This window comes from Streptococcus bouchesdurhonensis, from assembly GCF_948472335.1.
On sequence record NZ_CAOKTW010000004.1, the window covers coordinates 1 to 17,973 of the forward strand.

Genomic DNA, 17,973 nt, shown 5'->3' on the forward strand with positions numbered 1-17,973 from the left:
GATGGCATCCGTAATAGCTTTCTCACGCTTAGTAAATTCAGCGTCAAAAGCACGGTCAGCGTTGGCGATTTCCTTTTTCAAACGTTCTTCAAAAATCTGATGCAGATTTCGGCTTTCATTCAAAACGGCATCATTTACAATCCCACCGATCGCATTTGCAAGACTGGACTGGAAGGTCCCAAAACCTATTGATTTTAGGCGTTTTGCCATTGGCGAATAGGTATATTTGGTGATTTTCTTACGAACATCAAGACCGTACCACTCATGGTAGATACTGACCACATCAAACATCTGCACCGCAACATCACTCTGACCGACAACCGAGATTTCAAGGTTATCTTCTAGCATGTCGCACATACTTGTCCGAAAATACTGCTTACCATATGCAATCAAGCTAGCCTCATCTGTCACGTCTTGGTCATTGACCTCCACGACATCTTCATAGATTTGGCTGTAGTTCCCAAGTAAGGGGCTGTCAATCACCACCATATAATCATGGTCAACCGCATTTTCTCCCTCGCCCTTAACAGTCGTTTTAAAGGTTATCCGAGTTTTTAAAGACTTCATTGAGGTCTTATGCTGGTAGCTGGACAAGTTTTTCTTGTACATAAAAAGCGATTCATTTTCAGAACCGCCATTCTTCAGCAAGCGTAAGTTGTAACCGTTTCGCACCATATCTCCGCCCCACTGACCTAGGATAGAATGCTTGTCTTTGGCCAAGACCTCCATGGCATTCTTGTCCTTGATATTGAGCGTATGCCTATCATCAATATCAGAGAAGAAAGAAAAAGGATTGGCTCTGGTAATACTACCAGCAAAAGCACTCAACACCCTTGTCCCACTGACACGGTCAACCTCGATAGAGCTAACGATGTAATTATTTAACAAACTGATAACCTGATTGGCATAGACTTGAATATATCCTTGTTGCTTTTCAACCTCAAAAATATAAAAATCCTGCTCACCATGCAGGTCATCTGCAGTCAGAAAAGTTTCCTCTTTCAGCAATTCCCACTTGGGATCCGATGTAGGAAAACGAAAGGTCAGTTGATAGGTATTGTTCCCCAAATGGACAATTTCATCATTGTAGGACTCGTTTAAAGGCCTATTTCCCTCTGTAAGATAAATCATAAAATATACCTCCAATTCGGCCGAACTGTGACCTTACGAACCGCACCAGTAAAGACCAGACCGTTATTGCCAACAGCCAATTCAAAGAAGCCTCCACGCTTTCGTAGCGTATTTTGAACCACACCATCTGCGTTGTAGATATTCTGCTTCTTATGCCTACAATCAATGGTCACTTTTCGTCTAATGGTCAAGTGCATGGTTGTCCGTCCGATAGTCAAAGAAATATCTCCGTCCCCCTCAATCTCAATCACAGGCTCACTATAGACAGAGCCTGGATTGTTGACATTACCGCTTGCGGTAAAAATAAGAGGAGCAAGATTTTTCTGATAGCGGAACGGTTGCATACTCAGCTTAAGCTCTAGCTTCCAGGCATGCATCCCATGAGGGCTATAGGTTGCACCAATAAAATCCGCATAAAAGACAGAACCCAACTGGTAGCTAAACTCCAGCACATTGTCCTTAGGCTGAAATTTCTCCACGATAGTCGAAACATCCAGTAACTTAGGAATATAGAACGAAAAAGTCCGTTCATAACTCTCATAGCCACCATCCAGCACTCGATAACTTCCGTTGGCTCCGTAGAGGTTAGCATCTTCAGCCACCCTAGGCTTAGCAGCCTCCACCTGACCAAAATCCGTCACCACGCAGTGAGGGATAGTTGATGTGTTAAAACCATTGATAATCATATAAAACATTACATTCCCTCCCTAGCGTAAATCGCACCTTGACGTTGGTAGACGCTCATTGAAATTTTATCAGCGTCCAGGTAAGTATCTGACGGCTTTTCAAGGATAGCAGTAAGGATCTTCTCCATACTTGCTCTCAGAATCGCTATCTCAGACACGACTTTATCGCTGTCTTTACTATTTGTATCTCCTTTTGTTTGCACCACTATTTTAGCTTGTGCTTCTTCCATCTCACGAAGGAATTTAGCATCACTCGGAATGCCAACTCCTGCAGCATATTTAGGAACCCCCATCTCACGCATCAAGCGTTTGGTCTTATCCGCCCGCAAAACTTTAGCCCCTTTAGGAAGAGGAAGAAGAACATCCCTCCCCTCAGGAATGAAGCTCCTACCATCTGGAAGAGTAACCAATTCCTTGTAGGTACTATTGCGTTGGTCATTGACCATAGCAAGACCACCAGGGTGATAGTTGGTACCGTGGGCATGCCGACTAGCAAAAACATTGGTAAAGAAATCACCAGTTACCCTAGTAATCCAAGTCCTAATGCCTGCAAGCACGCCAGACGCATTATCTTGAGCGTTGATTGTAACCGTTTTGTCTTGAATGCTATTAACGACGCTTTTGACCTCGCTGACAGTACTGGAAGTGCTATTTTTAGCAAGGATATCTACTGGATTATGTTGCTTAATCGCATTAATAGCCGCACTCGTCTCATTTCTAACGCCTGCAGTCTGATCTTTCGCAAGTAAATCAATTGGTTTTTCCTGTTTCGGAGAGTTCACACTCGCTTTTGCACTAGCAACTGCTTCACTAGTATTGTCAATAGCATTTAATGACTTATTCTCTGGATTAGATAGATTCCAAGCCATGATTTTATCGATTGACAATTGCCCGTTGTTCAAAACATTTGTAGGATCTAGTTTCAAATCTTTTGTGAATGGAGTAATCGCATTCCAAGTCGTTAGCGTGTCAGTCGAACGCGCAACAGCCTTTCTGAAATTCTCATCCGTAGCCAGCAACTCTTTCTGCTTAGGAGTCAAGGCATCATAGTTATAGAGCGCTTTGGAAGCCTCCTCAGCCTTATTCATCACATCTGTATTTTCCAAAAGCAGTTGCTTGACTTCAGCAGGCATACTGTTCCAGATTCTAAGATGGTTTTCACTATCAAAGATAGCTTGCAGTCCTGCTTGATTTTGGACAATCAACTGTTTTTCTTCCAGTGTCATAGTTGACCACTTACCAGACTCAACGAGAGCTTCAGCAATCGTTACCCGAACATTTGAGTTGATATTCGCATTTTTAACAATAAATTGCAATTGCTCCCAACCCTCAGCAGATTTAGTCGCTTCCCCAATCACTTCTTTTACGTTTGATTTAATGACAAAATTGTTGTTTTCATCAATGTTTCCGACGAGCAAAGACCAAGCATCATTCGCTTCTCTCGTTTCCTTGCTCATATCACTAGTATACTTAGCAAGAATGCTATGGGAATCACCCATTTTTTGAGAAGCTTCTGCTGCCTTTTGACCGATTACTTCATAAGACAAACCATATTCTTCCAGAACCTTTTTAGCTTCTTCCCAGTAGTTCCAGCTTTGTCCAGTTCGAGCTTTTACCTTAGCGTCAAGGTTTTGCATAACCTGGTAATACTTAGTACCTAAGGCTTCCATGGTTTGCTGGTGGTTTGTTTCAAGTTCTTGAATTTTTTTATTGTAAGTTTCTTGATCGATACGTTTGGCATCTAAGAGTTGTTTCAATCCATCTTTTGAGGTTTTGTATAACTGATTTTCTTCATCCAGAGCCTTCTTCAAAACATCTCTTGTGTGCTTTAATTGCGTTTCATTTAAACTACCAATCTCTCCATTCAGAGCCTGAAGCGCAGCCTTTTGTTGTTCGCCAGATAATTCCATCATTTCGATTCTAGCTTTGATCATCTCTCTTTGGTTGTTTAAGACGATTTCTTTTTCTTCTTGAGAAAACTTGCTAGCGTCTCCATTATGACGTTTGTAGATTTCACTGACCTGATTAGCCATTGCATCGGTATTTGAAACAACTTGGTCATTTTTTACTTTCATTTTAGCGATTTCTTCATCGCTAAACCCCAACTTTTTAGCTAATTCTTCCATACGTTGATTAGCTTTTTCAGCACCTGCTGCTACCTCTTCATGAAGTTTTCGAAAAGCTTCAGAAACTTTTTCAGCATCGCCAGCGTGGGTTCCAAAGTTGGCTACTGCTGTACTGGTATCATCTACCTTACTTTGGAAATCTCTTAACTCTTTCCTTGCAGTATCACTCAACTGAGACCCAAATTCCTCCGCCTTAATGCGAGCCTCGTCTTTCTTATGTCCTAGATAGACCAATCCTCCAGCTAGTAAAGCAGCACCACCCACCAGCAAACCAATAGGATTTGTCAAAGCCCCAATGGCTCCAGACAAGAGACTAGAACTAGATGCAGCAGCGCCAGCTCCTTCCGCTAAAACAGTAGCTTCGCTTCCTACCTTAGCAAGACCGAGACCACCTTGTAAAAGTCCTTTTAATTTACCAGCACGCTCTGTCAATTTAGCAAGACCGAGACCGCCCTTTAATAGTCCTTCTAATTTACCGGCATGTTTTATCAAAATACTAAGAGCCGTCGCCCCATTGCCTAGAAAGTTCAAGAAAGGGTAGCCCAGAGCCAAAAAACCACCAATACCAACCGCCAAGCTCTGTACGGCTGGAGGAGCCTTACTTAGCCAGTCGATAAATTGGTTCACCTTATCAATCACAGGAGTTAGTAATGGTAATAATTTCTGACCAATGTTAATCTGTAAAACTTCTAAACTAGATTTAAAACGTTCCACACCATTTTTAGAAGACTTAGATAATTCATTTGCTAAATCCTTGGTATAAGTTGTCGCCCCCTTGGTTTCGTTAGCAAGATTACGCAACGCATCTCCACCTTGGTCAACCAAGATATTCATCGCTGTCTGAGCTTCTGTACCAAAGGCTGTAGCAATCAAGGCCGATTTCTGAGCATCTGTCATCCCTTCCGTATTCTTTTTGATACGATCCAAAATATCAGGTAGCTTAATCGCGCCGCTACGAAATTCTTCTGCAGAAAAACCAAGCTTCTCCATTGCATTTGCATTTTGCTCTGATGGTTTCAGTAGCCTTGTTAAAGCTCCACGCAGAGCCGTACCAGCCTTTTCACCAGCAATACCATTGTTGGACAAAAGACCAACAGCAGCGGCAGTCTCTTCCAAGTTCATACCAACGTTTTTAGCAACGGGACCAACATACTCCATTGCAGCCCCCATATCAGCAAAACCAGCAGCCGTTTTATTGGCGACAAAGGTTAAGCTATTGGTTACTCGCTCTGTATCCTGAGTAGATAGCCCAAATTGTTGCAAAATATTCGTAGTGGCGTTCATAACCGTATTGAAGTCCTCACCAGACGCCTTTGCAGCGTCTAGGATAGCAGGCATGGCTTCGATTGTTTGATTGGCATCAAAACCTTTCTTGATAATTTCTTGCATCCCTTCATTGATAGATGCAGTAGAAATCCCATACTGCTTCGCCCAATTTTTTGAACTTTCCCCCAGCTTTTGTGTGGTACTATTCAGTTCATCCGCTGTTGGAATAGTATCTGCTAACAGAGATTTAGTTGTATTCATCTGACTCTCAAAGTCAATCGCCTTCTTAGTAGAAAGCGTAAAACCAGCTAATAAAGCAGCAGATACAGGCTTCATTGCATCGCCCATAGCCCGCAATTTTTCTCCACCTTTTGCAAATTTTTCACTCCAGGCATCCATCTTACCAGACCAACTATTTTCACGCCCCACATCTTGCAAAGCTTTTTCAACACCGCGTAGCTGACCTTCCATTACTGCCAACTTAGCATTCTCACGCTGAATATCAGCAGCAGCCTTGTCAAACTTAGCTGTCCCAGGATCAAGTTTGTCAAAACTTTTCTTCATCTCATCCAAAACTTTACGTTGTGAATCAATAGCTTGTCCCAAAGTCTTGTATTTCGCTTGAAGTAAGCTAGCGTTTTTTTCATTCCCCTTTAAAGTACTATCCAAAGAACGGACATTATTTTGAAAGTACTTTACAGCGTTTTTTGCACCAGTTAGAGTAGGACTGAACTTTGACACGTCCAACCCTAGCTCAATATACATCTGACCTAACGGCGTACCGCTTGCCATCTTGTTCTCCTTCCTAACTCCTCAGAGCAAAGAAAAAGCCCTCACGGACTTTTCATCATTCTTTATAAAAATCATCCATCGCCAGGCTCATAAAAGACCAGATAAACATACCAAGATATAGATAAGCATAGAGTGGCAAGGAAGCAAAGATAAAGGGTGATAGCAAGAGCATACCAAAGATATCTACAAAATTTGTACAAATACAATACAAGCCAAAAGCAAGATAAAGGATAAAAATGGTAAACCAAAACCAATATCTTCTACATGCTTTTTCTTTTCGAGACATTTCTTCCACCTCCCTTACATATCTCTATTATATTCCTAAGCCTTTGATTTGTAAAGTCTTGACCTAGAGACTTTCTAAAAAATCTGCCAAGTCAAGCACTTCTTCTTGTTCACTCGTTTCCAGACTTCCCAAGACCCCCATCAAGTCCTCCCAACTCGTATCCATCACATCACGAATACTCATTCCATAAGGACCCTCTGTAACTTGCTTGACAAAACCATAAAAACGTTTGATCGCTTGCCCAGGTGCTAGCTCTTTTCCTTTGGGTCTACATCACCTACCAGATGAGCATAAATTGCTGTAAAAATAGAAATCACTTTCGCAAAATCTGTGTATTCTAGTAATTGTTCTACTGTCACATCATCAAACAAACTAGCAATAAATCCCAACTGCTTATCAAGCTTCTCTACCTCAGATAAATCACTTGTCAAGGATTCGTTCATGACCAAATAGTCACGATAATCACGAGTTGTGATTTCTTTGCTCTTTTTTAGGACATCTTCTCCCTTGTCATTTTTAATTGTAAATTGAACCTTAGCCATATACTTTCCTTTCTAAAAAAGTAAAAGAGAGCTTTCGCCCTCCTTCTACCCCGCAGCGGTTATGTTTAGTTGACCTTTCAATTTCTTCAACTTTTCAGCATCTGAACCATAAACAATAGCACCATAACGCCCCTTAGTTGCAACGTCTGAACTAGCTGTCGCAGTGAAATTCACACTAGTAGTAGCTAACTCATTCGCCTTATCCTTGAGCGTTTCAAAATCAATAGCATCCATAGAAAGCTGACCTTTATAAAAACCATAGTAAACAGGTTCCCCATCAGCAGTATTACTTTCAATGAGAATGGAAACATTCTTGGCAACTGTGTCTGCACCGAAGTAATAGATACCATCATCATCGCCATACCCCAAAGCATTCGTATATAAAGCTAATGGGACATCAAGCAAGCCCATCTCTACCTTAACATCACCGACTCCTCGATTGGAGACGTGATAAGCCACATTACTACCATAAGTCTTTACAGGGTCACTAGATAATCCAGTTACTCTAGCGGTCTGTGTAGCCCCTTCATTATCTTTACCTTCTAGCGTGAAGAGGTTCTGTCCAACCGTTGGAGTCTGTCCATCATGCACACGAATGGTGACTGATTTAAGTCCGATAAGTGCAGTTCCTTTTACTGTCATTTCTTTTTCCTTCTTTCTAGTATTTCTCATATAGAGCGCTCATACCACGATAAGTCCGAACGTCTACATAGCGCTTAATATCAGGAATCCATTGTTCCAAACCACCTTCAGTCTGATAAAATCCCTGTTCTTCCATTATTTTTTCAATTCTTCCTTGGAGTTCTTTACACTCCACTCGATTAGTAGACTCTACATTGATTTGATAGAGAAAAGTCTTAGCCAAACTAGTATTACTACCGTGAGCCGTCTGCATTGGAGGCCCTACAGGGATAATGACAATACTGGTCTCACCATCTCCCAAGCTCTCAGGACGCTCAAAAGACTTGATACTAATACCAGATAAAGACTCATCCTCTTCCAAAGCATCGTAGAGTTCAGTTAATTTGTCTTTAATCATTACAAAAACTCCTGTTTTAACTTCATGCCGACTTTAGACTTAAAGACCGGCTTACTCGCTTCAAAAAAGCGGCGCATGACTCCGAAACCACGAGGATGCCCATTCTTTGCATAGCCAAATTCATTTAAGTGAATAAGAGTCCAACGAGGACTTTTAAAACCTAATTTAACCATTGGAACTCCGCTGGATGTACCAGTCACATTCCCATGAACGACCGCACCAACCGTCTTCCCAGTGTCAGCGTACACCGCCATAGCCCGTTTGAAAGTTGGCTCAAACTCCTCAACCGTCTCCTTCAAGGCTCTGTTGACCTTTCTACGAACTACCGGCTCTCCTAGTCGAGCCTCAATATTCCTCAAAATATCATCAAATCCTTTTAGATTAGCTCCACTAGACATCACGACCACCTCCGATAAGGACAATCAAAAAATCCCGATTAGCAAAATCAGGACGGACATCAATGATTTGCCATTTCTTACCAACTAGACGGATATCCCCCACTTCGACAAAATGCCGATTTTCAGGCTGATAATCTGTCAGAGGGTCACGAATCTTCAAAGTCATCTTAGCTTTCATCGCTTTTCCAGTTGCAATCTCAACGTCTTTCATACTTGGAGAATAAGTTTGCCCCATCGTATAAAAAGCCTTCTCGTAACTCACATCACGACCATCAACCCCTTTTTTTATTTTAGAGGTATAGAAAGTCAGGGGAGTTCTCAGGTCTCCATTTTGAGACTCAGGCTTTTTGTAACGATAGCTTGGTCCCTCACTCCTCTTCATTTACACTCACTACTTCCTTAGAGCTACGACTTCTGGACGACTTTTCCAACTCGACATAGTCAGGTAAATGTTCCTTTAGCTCAGCAAATCGTTCTTCTGTCGCTTCAAACCTTTCTCCGACTTTCCTAAGGACTCCCTCCTTGAGGTCATAAAACTCTTTTAATACCTTAATCATCACTATCCTCCATTTCTATCTTATCTAACGATAATGCTAAAATATCCGCTTTGAAATTTTCGTAAAAAAATTCAACTTGGTCATTATAGACATAGCGAGCACGTTCTAAGATAAGTTCCCTTATTTGATGATCGTGTATATTCCCACTTCCTACCAAGCGGGTAATAACCATTTGAGAACTTTCTAACATCCGTGAGAGATTCGCATCTTCTCCGCTATGAAAAATTCTCATCCGCTCCTTAAAAGGAATAAGGAGGGAATGAAGTTTAGCTTCAATCTCCATCCTTCGTCACCTTTTATTTTGCAATACTCAGTGTCCACACAGCAGCAGTCTTTTCATCATGCGCTTTACCATAAGCAAATTGCTTAGCAGTGTAGAGATTCAAGTCTTCTAAAGCATAGGTTTCGGTAAATCGTCCAAATTCAATCCCCCCACCTACAAAGGCATCGTAGCGACCTTTGACAAATGTAGTCACCTTACCAGACGCTTGAGCAACCGACTCAACCAAGATGAGGTTATAAGGCATAGCTGTTACATATACACCCTGAGCATTGAGAGACGTATATTGCTTCTTCACATCCCAGGCATCTACAGGGTTCACTACCATAACCAAATTACCTTCTACTGCAACAGGAGTGGTATTGTCAGCTTTTGTAGAATGGTATTTATAAACCTCCGTCAACTCTTTTACCACGGTAGCAGAGTCTGCGAAAGTCAATGGTTTTTTCTGAGCTTGTTTCTCAGCATAAGTTACTTTTTCACTTTCTGCAGTCCCTGTAAGAGTACGAGACAACCCGATAGGCTTGTTGTCCCCATCACCATTTAAATAACCAGCTTCAAGAGCAGCTGCAAAGGCCTCTGTAATTTGAATGGATACGTAAGACTGTAGCCAAGCAGGACCAAACTTTTCAGAGTCTTTAGGGATTACAACAAAAGCAGTCAATTTAGACTGAATCGCTTCTTCTTCAGCAAATTCTTGTTTCAATTGTCCTTGAATTTCAGCATTGATTTTACCCCAAACCGCTTGACCTGTACGACTAGACTTGAGGAATTTCAAACGAATACCAGCATTACGCAAGCCGATGTGTTGAAGAAGTGGACGGGCTGCCACCATATCCTCAAAAATCCGGTCAATTGTTTCCTGAGGGAACAATTTCTCAATTCCTTTGGGAGGAAGTTTCTCAATGTTGTTGAAAAATTCGCGAGCTTCAGCAGTCAAGTGCGCATCGTATGGATTCATAGTTGCGATTTCTTTACGAGCAGCTTCTCGAGCATCATCTTGCAACTTATCTGTCAATGCCTCAATCATCTCGTTATAGAGCTTATTTTGCTCTTCCATAGGAGCACCAGTTTCTACTGCATTCATAAAGTTCTGACGAGCAGTTGTAAATTCATTACCAAGTTTCATCATTGTTTTTTATTTCCTTTCTTAAAATGGGAAACGACCCAACCCCACAGGTTCAGCCGTCTTGTCTTCTTTTTTCTTATCTTCTGGGATAGGTAAACTGTTATTCAACCTATCACGAACCAAGTCCGCCAATAACTCCACATCTGGGGTCATCGCAGATCGGATTTTTTCGATAAAATCACGAGGAATCACAGGTGTCTGACTAGCTACCAAGACAGGAGCTTCCTGACTTTCAAACATGACCTTATCTGCGAAGCCATGATTAACAGCAGAACGAGCATCAAACCACGTTTCACCCTCCATTAGATCCAGTAAATCATCTAATGCCTTACCAGTCTTATCAATATAGGCATATGCGATGGACTTATTAAACCCTTCTAACACACCAGCCTCATGCAAGAGCGCCTTATGGTCACCACGTACACCAGCAGATACATTATGGATCATGATTTGCGCTGTAGGACTAATTTCCACCTGATCACCAGCCATAGCGATAACACTCGCAGCACTAGCAGCAATCCCCACGATTTTCACCGTCACATGCCCCTGATAAGCACGCAATGCTGTATAGATTTCACTACCAGCATACACATCACCACCACCAGAATTGATGTGCACCTCCACATCTTCTCCCGTCGTCGGCAATACAATATCCTTAGGAGCAGTTGCATCCATGTCTATCCAATCATAAAACCAGCGGTCATCATTGGATACAATCGCTCCCTTAATCTGAATGATTGTCATCCTCATTTCCTCCTTTCTCTATTTCGTTTTCACCCTGATAGTTCTTAGTGATAAGGAAAGAATCCCCACCAGGAACAGCCTCAAGACCAAGTTCCAATCTCACCTCATTTCGAGTCATAGCCCCAGATGAGATGAGTTTATCTATGTTCTCAGCCAGAGCAAACTTATCCAGTCCCCCCTCACCAAAAATCACAAATTTTTTCTGATTAGCGTATCCAGCCGAACTCACCATAGCATGGTTTAGAGCGTCACCCACTTTTTTAACCAGCGATTCATAACAATAACTGTTAAACATCTTCTGGCTATTAGACAAATCAGCCATATCTCCATGCATCAAAGCCGTCGGCAAACCTAATATATCTGCAACCTCGTCATCAAATTGACGTCTCAGTTTCTTCAACTCTTCAACTGATAGATTTGTAGTTCCTACCGTATTGGTCAACTCCGAATACTCCACACCATCCATTGTCGGTACAATGGCAACCGTCTTAGACGTAAAGGACTTAAAAAGATTGTCCGCATATCTCTGCAGTTTCTTTCTCTTATCCTCATCAAAAGTTCCATTCGCTTTTGTAGCCAGAACCCCACGGATCTGATTATTTCTAGCTAAGGCTTCCACCAGACGAGTATGTAGTTTTTCATAATCAGAAAACAAGTCAGATACATATTCTTGCAAGCGATTGTTATTATACTGAAGAAAGATGACATCACTCATAGCAAACTTCCTCTGAAATGTATAATCCCCGACAGACACCATCTCAAAGGTGTCATCATACAGAGCATAACGCCTACGAGTAAAAGCATCAGCTACCAGTAACTGCTTATCATCAGACAAAACAATGAGTACTTCGTTTTTCGTCAATAAGCGATAAATGACCTTCTGCCAGAACTCCGAGGCCGACTCATTCTTATTGGGACGCACATTTAAAATATAATCCCAGTCTGACGTCACATGATGATTCTCCACCATATACCGAAATTCCGACTTAGCAAAGATACGAGCCACAAACTCCGCCGACTTATCAATCGCTAAACTCTTTAACTGCAAACACCCCAACATTCGTTCCAACTCTTCAAAATCAAAACCAACATCAGGCGCATCACGCTTAAATAAATTTAAGAACCCCATGCTTCCCCTCCTTCCTATCCAATTACCAACCTACCACCCAAAATTTATTCTTAGATTAAAACTCCCAATCCTCTAACATATCGAGGAATTCCCCAACGTTCGACTCATGTACAAGCTCACGTTTGTATAGAGCAGCAATCAAGGCATGGAAACCATCCGTCTTTCTTCTGACGGGCTCTTTCTTCAAGAAACGCTTATTGCCATCCTTGTCCTCTTTGACGTAGGTATTATCCGTATACCAAATCATAGAATTATCATTCTCAAAGACAAAACGTTCATTGGCAAATCCATCTTCGATGATTGGCGCAACCTTGGATTGAATCGCCCCAGGATTTCTCAAGAACTCATATTCAAAACCAGCCTCTTCCAAAAGAGGTTTTAACAAGTCCATTCTGAAACCATCTGCACATACAAGCTCAATCTGATAAAACTTACTCCATTCATTCAATTTTTCGACCAATAAACGAGGGTCAATACTAGGGCCGTCCACAATTGTAAATAAGCCTCTATCTGCCCATTCCTGAATAGGAGCTTTAAGTTTAAAAGCTTTCAAAAATGCTTTACGAGCAAATGAATGTTGTTTCCAGATAAACTCATCTCCGTTCTTAAACAACAAACCAACACTCGCAAAATCTCGAATGCTAGCATAGTCAAATCCTGCGACACAGGACTTACCCAACAAGTCAATACCAGGCGAACGTAAACAAGCAAGTAATCTTTCACGAGTCGTCACATCTTTCTCAAGGTCTGCTTCAGGAAGATTCATCCGTTTAGTCATGAACTCCTGACGACCAGACGGCTCCAGCTCAAGGTCATCATAGTCAGCCTTAGTTCTAGCAAGCAACCTCTTAGCGTAAGGCGTGCTTTCATCCAACATCGGATTTGCTTTCGGCCAATTCTTCATGTCATCCACCTCATCCGCACTATCAAGCTTGCAGATAAAAGGGAAGAGTCTGAAATCATCAACCTCTCCATTCAAGATTTGCATAGACTTCTCTATCAGCTTGTCATAGAACCCCTCGCGCACATACCCATTCGTACCGTTGTAGAAAGTCCTGACATGAGCAATCTTACCAAGACCAGACCTTTGAACCTTCACAGCCTTATCATTTTCAAATTGGTGAATCTCATCAAACTCAAGACAACCATCACGAGCAGAGTCCATAGTCTTCGGATTATTCGTCCGAAAAGAAAAGACCGAGTTGTTCGCTCGACCTGTGATAGACATTTTAGTCAGATAGAAATGGTCCTCAAGACCACGCCTTTGGATAGTCTCATAAACTTCCTCAAACGAAACCTTACCCTGTTTCTCAGAGTTAGCAGTGATAGTCACATCGTAATCTCTGATAGGGTAGATAGGGCTGATAAAAAACGATGACCTTGCTGACATAAAACCATTCTTACCACCCCCACGAGCAAGTGTGTATAGATACTCGTCAAAGTGTGGTTCCTCGTCTACCTTCCGAAAAAGAAAAATGAACGGTGTCAAGAAAAGTTGATACTTAGCCAGAGGGAAAAAATTCTTTTCCGCAAACCGAATGAACTTATCAATCAAGTCATTATCAAAATACAAATCATCACGAGGATAGATTTTCTCCTTGATGATTTTAAACAGCAACTTCCTTTCCTTGTTGACAACAACTTCTCCATTCTCAGCCATTTTGATGTAGTCATCAACCAGCGGATGAGAAATCATAACAGATCACTTCCAGACGTAGCTTTCTCGACAGGAGAATTTTCAACATCAAAATCAAACGACCGCTCAATAGCCAAAAGCTGATTACTGGTTGTGTTGATTTCCTTGATGAGAGAATTCGCTTTTTGGAATCTTTGTTGTCCATTGTGAACAGTGATGACCAGTCCGTCTTCATGAAGTTTAGCTTTCAGCTCATAAAGCAGCCGGACAAGATAAAGATAGCGATTGACTTTTTCATACTGAATCGCATCCTTTTTTCTAGGACTGAAATAGCCAATTTTAGAAAGTAGCTGATTTTCTAATTCTTTTATATTTTTTTCCGAGTATTCTTCCATTACCCCCCACCCCCTTTAATTTTTTGTTAAAAATTTGGACAGTCGAGTGCAGACCGCTTACCGACATCTTTGAAAATTTCCGATTTTTTTGACCGGGGGGTGTTTAAGATTCGTTCACCTAACCCCACCATTCATCTTTTCGGAAATTTCTGTCATTCTTATCAAAACGATCATGCCTTTTATTATGACATGCCTTGCACAATGTTCGTAGGTTATCGATATCAAGCGCGAACTCTGGATAGAACTCTAGCTCCTTGATATGGTCAACTTCTAAATTAGTAGTCGTGACCTTGCCTTCATTCCTGCACCATACACATTCGTAATGATCTCGTTTAAGTGCTTGCCTTCTTATCGTTCTCCACTCACTGGAATTGTAAAATTGGTTTCGTTCTTCTCGAGTTGAAACTTCAATCATTGTTTAATATTCTTTGTTCATTATATCTTTCGTCAATAATTATCTTAAAGATACTTATTTTAAATTGCTGTTACTCTATATTTTCTAGCGTTCAATTAGACATATCTTATATTCTGTCTAATTCAAACAGTCGCCAAAAATCCTGACACAATAAGGATATACAGTAATCCACTAAATGAATTAGCGTTTGACTCGTTATGTCTAATTGGTTAACTACAATCCAAAATTTGACATCGCTTTGTCCTGTTGATCTTGACGAATACCTATATATCTTAAGGTAATAGCTGGTGATGAATGATTAAACAAACTCATCAACATTGCTATATCTTTTGTCTTTTTATAATAATGATATCCAAATGTCTTCCTCATTGAATGAGTTCCTATATTTTCAATACCACACTCAGATGCAGCAACTTTTAAAATCCAATCCACAGTCCTACGATCAAGTGGTTTATTTTTTCCGACTCTACTTTGAAATAAAAAATGATGATGAGGTTTATTTTGTATATACTCTCTAACCTCACGTTTGAGAGTTTTAGTCATTTTAATCTTTTTCTTCTTCCCAGTCTTTTGTTCTTTCAGTTTGATATACCAACCTTGAACATCCTTTACTCGAATTTTTAAAATGTCACCAACTCGCAAACCTGAATTGATACCAAAAAGAAATAAAATATAATTACGCTCATTCCATTCTCTCAGATAATCTTTCATAGCCTGTATATCATCTTTATCCCTGATTGGTTCTACAATATTCAAAACAAGTATCACCACCTTTCAAATAATCAAAAAAAGCCACTGGTCGTGGCATTGAATATGACAGTAGCTGGAATTGAACCAGCTGGTCTAGCAGTAAAACGCACGCTTGGTAAAAGTTTCAAGGAGACCCAAACAACCTGCTAACCTGTCCTTACTGTCTAAGAGGCCGAAACCTCTGTATTTTTAGGAGTCCTCATGACTGTTCGTTACCCAATCATTGGATAATACTATTTTAGCACCTTTTTTCGTTCCAATTCTCCCAAGATTTTCCCAGATTTTTCCCAAGATTTTCCCAGAAATCACTTGTAAACCAAAAGGTTGCTTGCTTGATAGGACTCTGCAAACTCTAATAGAGCTTTGTTTAATATCCGATAATACTCACTAGATGAGTAGCCTAGTTCTGAGTAGATGCTGTAGTCTTCCCTCCTTTTCTTCCTGCAATATCGTTCGATTAGGATACGTGTATATTCCATATCGGAAAGATTGTTGATTGCTTTAGCGATTAGTTCTAAATCCTGCTGAGCTGATACTCTACGCAAGACCATGCTTTCTACCTGCTTACTTGTCTGACCACTTGATGATTTTGGTTCAAGCGAGTAGGATATTGTTATTTTGGGGGCGTATTCTTCTCCAGCAATCCGTCTCAGACGACTGTATTTTTTTAGGACTTTGATAGCTTCCTTTCTGGTTTTCTTTTCATCGATGATATCCAATAACTCTATTTGCACACGAACTCCTCCTCATGATATAATAGTTATGCGAAACCATACCATGAGGAGTCAGCTGTGCTGGCTTTTTTCATGCCCTACTCCCGAGAATAATATCAGCAGGAAAAGCAAAGTAAGTACAGATATCTTCTACATTATAAATATTCGGTACACTTTCCTCCTTCTCCCATTTAGCAATCAGGTAGCGACTATAGCCTAGTTTAGCTGCTAACTTTTCTTGTGACAACTTCCTTTCCTTACGTTTTTGCTTTAGCAAGAAAGCAAACCTACTTGCTTGTCTTGGATTTAATTTATCATTCATCATCCACCTCAATCTTTATGACTGCCCTACCATTCGGATGGCGTTTTTGTGTAGATGCAAAAGTGTAATACTTCAACATCCTCTCGGCAATTCCTGTTTCTTTGCTGATTTCCGCAAGCGTCCCCATGGTAATAAAGGTGTCGCCTTCATACAATGCGTATTCACTCATGCTCCATCTCCTCAATCAGCCAATCAAGGTTCTTGCGTGCTTTCTTCAGGTCTTCCAGACCGTTTTTCTTTTGAAACCGTAACATATACTTGATTGCGTTGCCCCAAAAGAAAGCAGACGCTCCGGAAAGGTTCCCAACGAAGTTATGCACAACATCGATAGCCTCAAGACCGTTTGCACCTTGGTAGTGGCTTGGTTTGTTTATATTGTCAATTATTTCTGGGTTCATTCCTTATCCTCCAAAAGTTCTGGGTTTTCGTAGATATTGCCAATGACTTCATAATTCTTGCGAATATCTTCATAGTCCATAGCTTGAAACCATTCATCATCATAACTAGAATTAAGGTGAAACCCGATATTTTTTATTTTATATCCAAAATCTTCCTCATAAATCCATTTACCAAATTTGACTACGCTGGGCATTCCACTATTCCTAGAAACCACATCCTCCTCGAAAATCTCCACCCCGTTCTTATCCTTGAGTCCTGTTGATTGCATGAGGATCAATTCTGACTTTTCGATAGGAATAAGAAGTTTGGAGTCCGATGTTGGTTTTTCCATGTTGCAAATCAAGCCGTTATCTGTGATAAAAAAATGTTCTACGAATTTCTTTTCTACGCTATCCCACACTCTAAATTTTGGTGTCATGCCAAATCCTCCTCCTTCACAAAGCTGCCATCAATCCAACGACCCTTGCGATCTTTGATTTCTTGGTATGCCAGTTCAAAACACTCTTCAAAATCATAACCTAGCGACTTGCTGATTGATTTTAGATGACCAATCAATAGAGTCAATGATTTTATACGTAAGGTCATAAGTTTCAGATGTTGTTCTGTTTGAATGTTGCTAATACATGTATTTGCGTACGCGAATGATGTCATAATATCGTTCTTTCTAACATTCTTCGACTCTTCAAAAATACTATCCAAATCCACTTTGCTCAACAATCCCAGACCGACAATCACGACTGCGCAATCTCCAATGCTATCCTTGGTCAGCTTCTCATTCTTCTTGAGATAGCCTGCGCACAACTCACCGAACTCTTCGCTAAGTTTTAATGACTGCTTGTCTAGTCGTCCACCGTTTTCTAAATCACGGTCAATAAACCATTGTTTGACTTTTTCTAGTGTGTTCATAGTAGTACCTCATCCCCAACTTTCACTTTCTCATACACGTCCTTCGTAACCACAAACACCCCGTAGTCACGAATCGTAAGCGTGTATAATTTGCCGTGTCGTCCTTTCTCGACGACTTTACCGAAAATCTCAGCGCCTGCGTTATCCGCCTTGTAGATAACCATCGGCTTTTTCTTTTCTAGTTCTGCAATCCTGTCCATCTGCCAGATGTTTAGTCCAGCAGATACCAGAATCCAGATTGCGATAAAACGTTTCAATCTATGACCTCCTCCTTCAATTTAAGCTCAATCTCTAAGTAAAAGCTTTGATCAGGTATCTCCAGTATCGCTGTA

The 17,973-nt window shown here is 40.9% G+C and carries 25 protein-coding genes; all 25 read right to left on the bottom strand.

The features are described from left to right. The coding region (locus QMQ21_RS07295) for a phage tail spike protein (protein ID WP_261814184.1) at positions 1 to 1,131 on the bottom strand (1,131 nt) is incomplete at its 3' end. After that, on the bottom strand, positions 1,128 to 1,826 hold the full coding sequence (locus QMQ21_RS07300; protein WP_000499603.1) for an adenylosuccinate synthetase: 699 nt from the start codon (positions 1,824 to 1,826) through the stop codon (positions 1,128 to 1,130). The genes QMQ21_RS07300 and QMQ21_RS07295, both read right to left, overlap by 4 nt. Continuing rightward, positions 1,826 to 6,001: a phage tail tape measure protein gene (locus QMQ21_RS07305; protein ID WP_261814185.1), complete on the bottom strand. Its 4,176-nt coding sequence runs from the start codon at positions 5,999 to 6,001 to the stop codon at positions 1,826 to 1,828. Before QMQ21_RS07305 ends, QMQ21_RS07300 begins: the two co-directional genes overlap by 1 nt. Positions 6,002 to 6,056: 55 nt before the next feature. Beyond that, positions 6,057 to 6,287, bottom strand: coding sequence for a hypothetical protein (locus tag QMQ21_RS07310; protein WP_172922468.1), 231 nt, complete (start codon positions 6,285 to 6,287; stop codon positions 6,057 to 6,059). A 248-nt stretch (positions 6,288 to 6,535) separates the two neighbouring features. Then, positions 6,536 to 6,829, bottom strand: coding sequence for a phage tail assembly chaperone G (gene gpG, locus QMQ21_RS07315; protein WP_001151571.1), 294 nt, complete (start codon positions 6,827 to 6,829; stop codon positions 6,536 to 6,538). 45 nt (positions 6,830 to 6,874) lie between these two features. After that, a complete protein-coding gene (locus tag QMQ21_RS07320) occupies positions 6,875 to 7,471 on the bottom strand; it encodes a major tail protein (RefSeq protein ID WP_000216339.1) in 597 nt (198 codons plus the stop codon). A 16-nt stretch (positions 7,472 to 7,487) separates the two neighbouring features. Then, on the bottom strand, positions 7,488 to 7,868 hold the full coding sequence (locus tag QMQ21_RS07325; protein WP_000588569.1) for an uS13 family ribosomal protein: 381 nt from the start codon (positions 7,866 to 7,868) through the stop codon (positions 7,488 to 7,490). Further along, positions 7,868 to 8,266: a hypothetical protein gene (locus QMQ21_RS07330; RefSeq protein ID WP_023937056.1), complete on the bottom strand. Its 399-nt coding sequence runs from the start codon at positions 8,264 to 8,266 to the stop codon at positions 7,868 to 7,870. Before QMQ21_RS07330 ends, QMQ21_RS07325 begins: the two co-directional genes overlap by 1 nt. Next, positions 8,259 to 8,648 (bottom strand): hypothetical protein, encoded by a 390-nt coding sequence (locus QMQ21_RS07335; RefSeq protein WP_000830391.1) that lies wholly within the window; start codon positions 8,646 to 8,648, stop codon positions 8,259 to 8,261. Before QMQ21_RS07335 ends, QMQ21_RS07330 begins: the two co-directional genes overlap by 8 nt. Next, the gene (locus tag QMQ21_RS07340; protein WP_000598692.1) at positions 8,635 to 8,823 is read right to left on the bottom strand and encodes a hypothetical protein; all 189 of its coding nucleotides are present in this window, start codon (positions 8,821 to 8,823) and stop codon (positions 8,635 to 8,637) included. Before QMQ21_RS07340 ends, QMQ21_RS07335 begins: the two co-directional genes overlap by 14 nt. Then, the gene (locus QMQ21_RS07345; RefSeq protein ID WP_000401889.1) at positions 8,816 to 9,106 is read right to left on the bottom strand and encodes a hypothetical protein; all 291 of its coding nucleotides are present in this window, start codon (positions 9,104 to 9,106) and stop codon (positions 8,816 to 8,818) included. Before QMQ21_RS07345 ends, QMQ21_RS07340 begins: the two co-directional genes overlap by 8 nt. Positions 9,107 to 9,119: 13 nt before the next feature. Beyond that, the gene (locus QMQ21_RS07350) at positions 9,120 to 10,235 is read right to left on the bottom strand and encodes a phage major capsid protein (RefSeq protein ID WP_023933958.1); all 1,116 of its coding nucleotides are present in this window, start codon (positions 10,233 to 10,235) and stop codon (positions 9,120 to 9,122) included. 18 nt (positions 10,236 to 10,253) lie between these two features. Next, complete coding sequence (locus tag QMQ21_RS07355) at positions 10,254 to 10,976, bottom strand: head maturation protease, ClpP-related (RefSeq protein ID WP_023933956.1); 723 nt, start codon at positions 10,974 to 10,976, stop codon at positions 10,254 to 10,256. Next, the gene (locus QMQ21_RS07360) at positions 10,957 to 12,105 is read right to left on the bottom strand and encodes a phage portal protein (protein ID WP_000506468.1); all 1,149 of its coding nucleotides are present in this window, start codon (positions 12,103 to 12,105) and stop codon (positions 10,957 to 10,959) included. The genes QMQ21_RS07355 and QMQ21_RS07360 overlap by 20 nt, the downstream gene beginning before the upstream one ends. Before the next feature lie 55 nt (positions 12,106 to 12,160). Further along, positions 12,161 to 13,801, bottom strand: coding sequence for a terminase TerL endonuclease subunit (locus tag QMQ21_RS07365; RefSeq protein ID WP_023933954.1), 1,641 nt, complete (start codon positions 13,799 to 13,801; stop codon positions 12,161 to 12,163). Beyond that, entirely contained in the window at positions 13,798 to 14,136 is a 339-nt protein-coding gene (locus tag QMQ21_RS07370; RefSeq protein ID WP_000393459.1) for a hypothetical protein, read from the bottom strand. Before QMQ21_RS07370 ends, QMQ21_RS07365 begins: the two co-directional genes overlap by 4 nt. Before the next feature lie 118 nt (positions 14,137 to 14,254). After that, positions 14,255 to 14,551 (bottom strand): HNH endonuclease, encoded by a 297-nt coding sequence (locus tag QMQ21_RS07375; protein WP_261814186.1) that lies wholly within the window; start codon positions 14,549 to 14,551, stop codon positions 14,255 to 14,257. Between the two features lie 213 nt (positions 14,552 to 14,764). Beyond that, positions 14,765 to 15,307, bottom strand: coding sequence for a site-specific integrase (locus QMQ21_RS07380; RefSeq protein WP_001028145.1), 543 nt, complete (start codon positions 15,305 to 15,307; stop codon positions 14,765 to 14,767). Between the two features lie 299 nt (positions 15,308 to 15,606). Further along, entirely contained in the window at positions 15,607 to 16,035 is a 429-nt protein-coding gene (locus tag QMQ21_RS07385; RefSeq protein ID WP_023940104.1) for an ArpU family phage packaging/lysis transcriptional regulator, read from the bottom strand. Between the two features lie 70 nt (positions 16,036 to 16,105). Beyond that, positions 16,106 to 16,339 carry a helix-turn-helix domain-containing protein gene (locus QMQ21_RS07390; protein WP_249274382.1) on the bottom strand — a complete coding sequence of 78 codons (234 nt, stop codon included), beginning with the start codon at positions 16,337 to 16,339 and terminating at the stop codon, positions 16,106 to 16,108. Further along, positions 16,329 to 16,505 (bottom strand): hypothetical protein, encoded by a 177-nt coding sequence (locus tag QMQ21_RS07395; protein WP_171039873.1) that lies wholly within the window; start codon positions 16,503 to 16,505, stop codon positions 16,329 to 16,331. The genes QMQ21_RS07390 and QMQ21_RS07395 overlap by 11 nt, the downstream gene beginning before the upstream one ends. After that, the gene (locus QMQ21_RS07400) at positions 16,498 to 16,734 is read right to left on the bottom strand and encodes a DUF3310 domain-containing protein (RefSeq protein ID WP_023933950.1); all 237 of its coding nucleotides are present in this window, start codon (positions 16,732 to 16,734) and stop codon (positions 16,498 to 16,500) included. The genes QMQ21_RS07395 and QMQ21_RS07400 overlap by 8 nt, the downstream gene beginning before the upstream one ends. Then, positions 16,731 to 17,153: a YopX family protein gene (locus QMQ21_RS07405; RefSeq protein ID WP_000187974.1), complete on the bottom strand. Its 423-nt coding sequence runs from the start codon at positions 17,151 to 17,153 to the stop codon at positions 16,731 to 16,733. Before QMQ21_RS07405 ends, QMQ21_RS07400 begins: the two co-directional genes overlap by 4 nt. Next, positions 17,150 to 17,641 (bottom strand): MazG-like family protein, encoded by a 492-nt coding sequence (locus tag QMQ21_RS07410; protein WP_001093849.1) that lies wholly within the window; start codon positions 17,639 to 17,641, stop codon positions 17,150 to 17,152. Before QMQ21_RS07410 ends, QMQ21_RS07405 begins: the two co-directional genes overlap by 4 nt. Continuing rightward, entirely contained in the window at positions 17,638 to 17,898 is a 261-nt protein-coding gene (locus tag QMQ21_RS07415) for a DUF1372 family protein (protein ID WP_138701077.1), read from the bottom strand. Before QMQ21_RS07415 ends, QMQ21_RS07410 begins: the two co-directional genes overlap by 4 nt. Positions 17,899 to 17,973 lie beyond the last annotated feature (75 nt).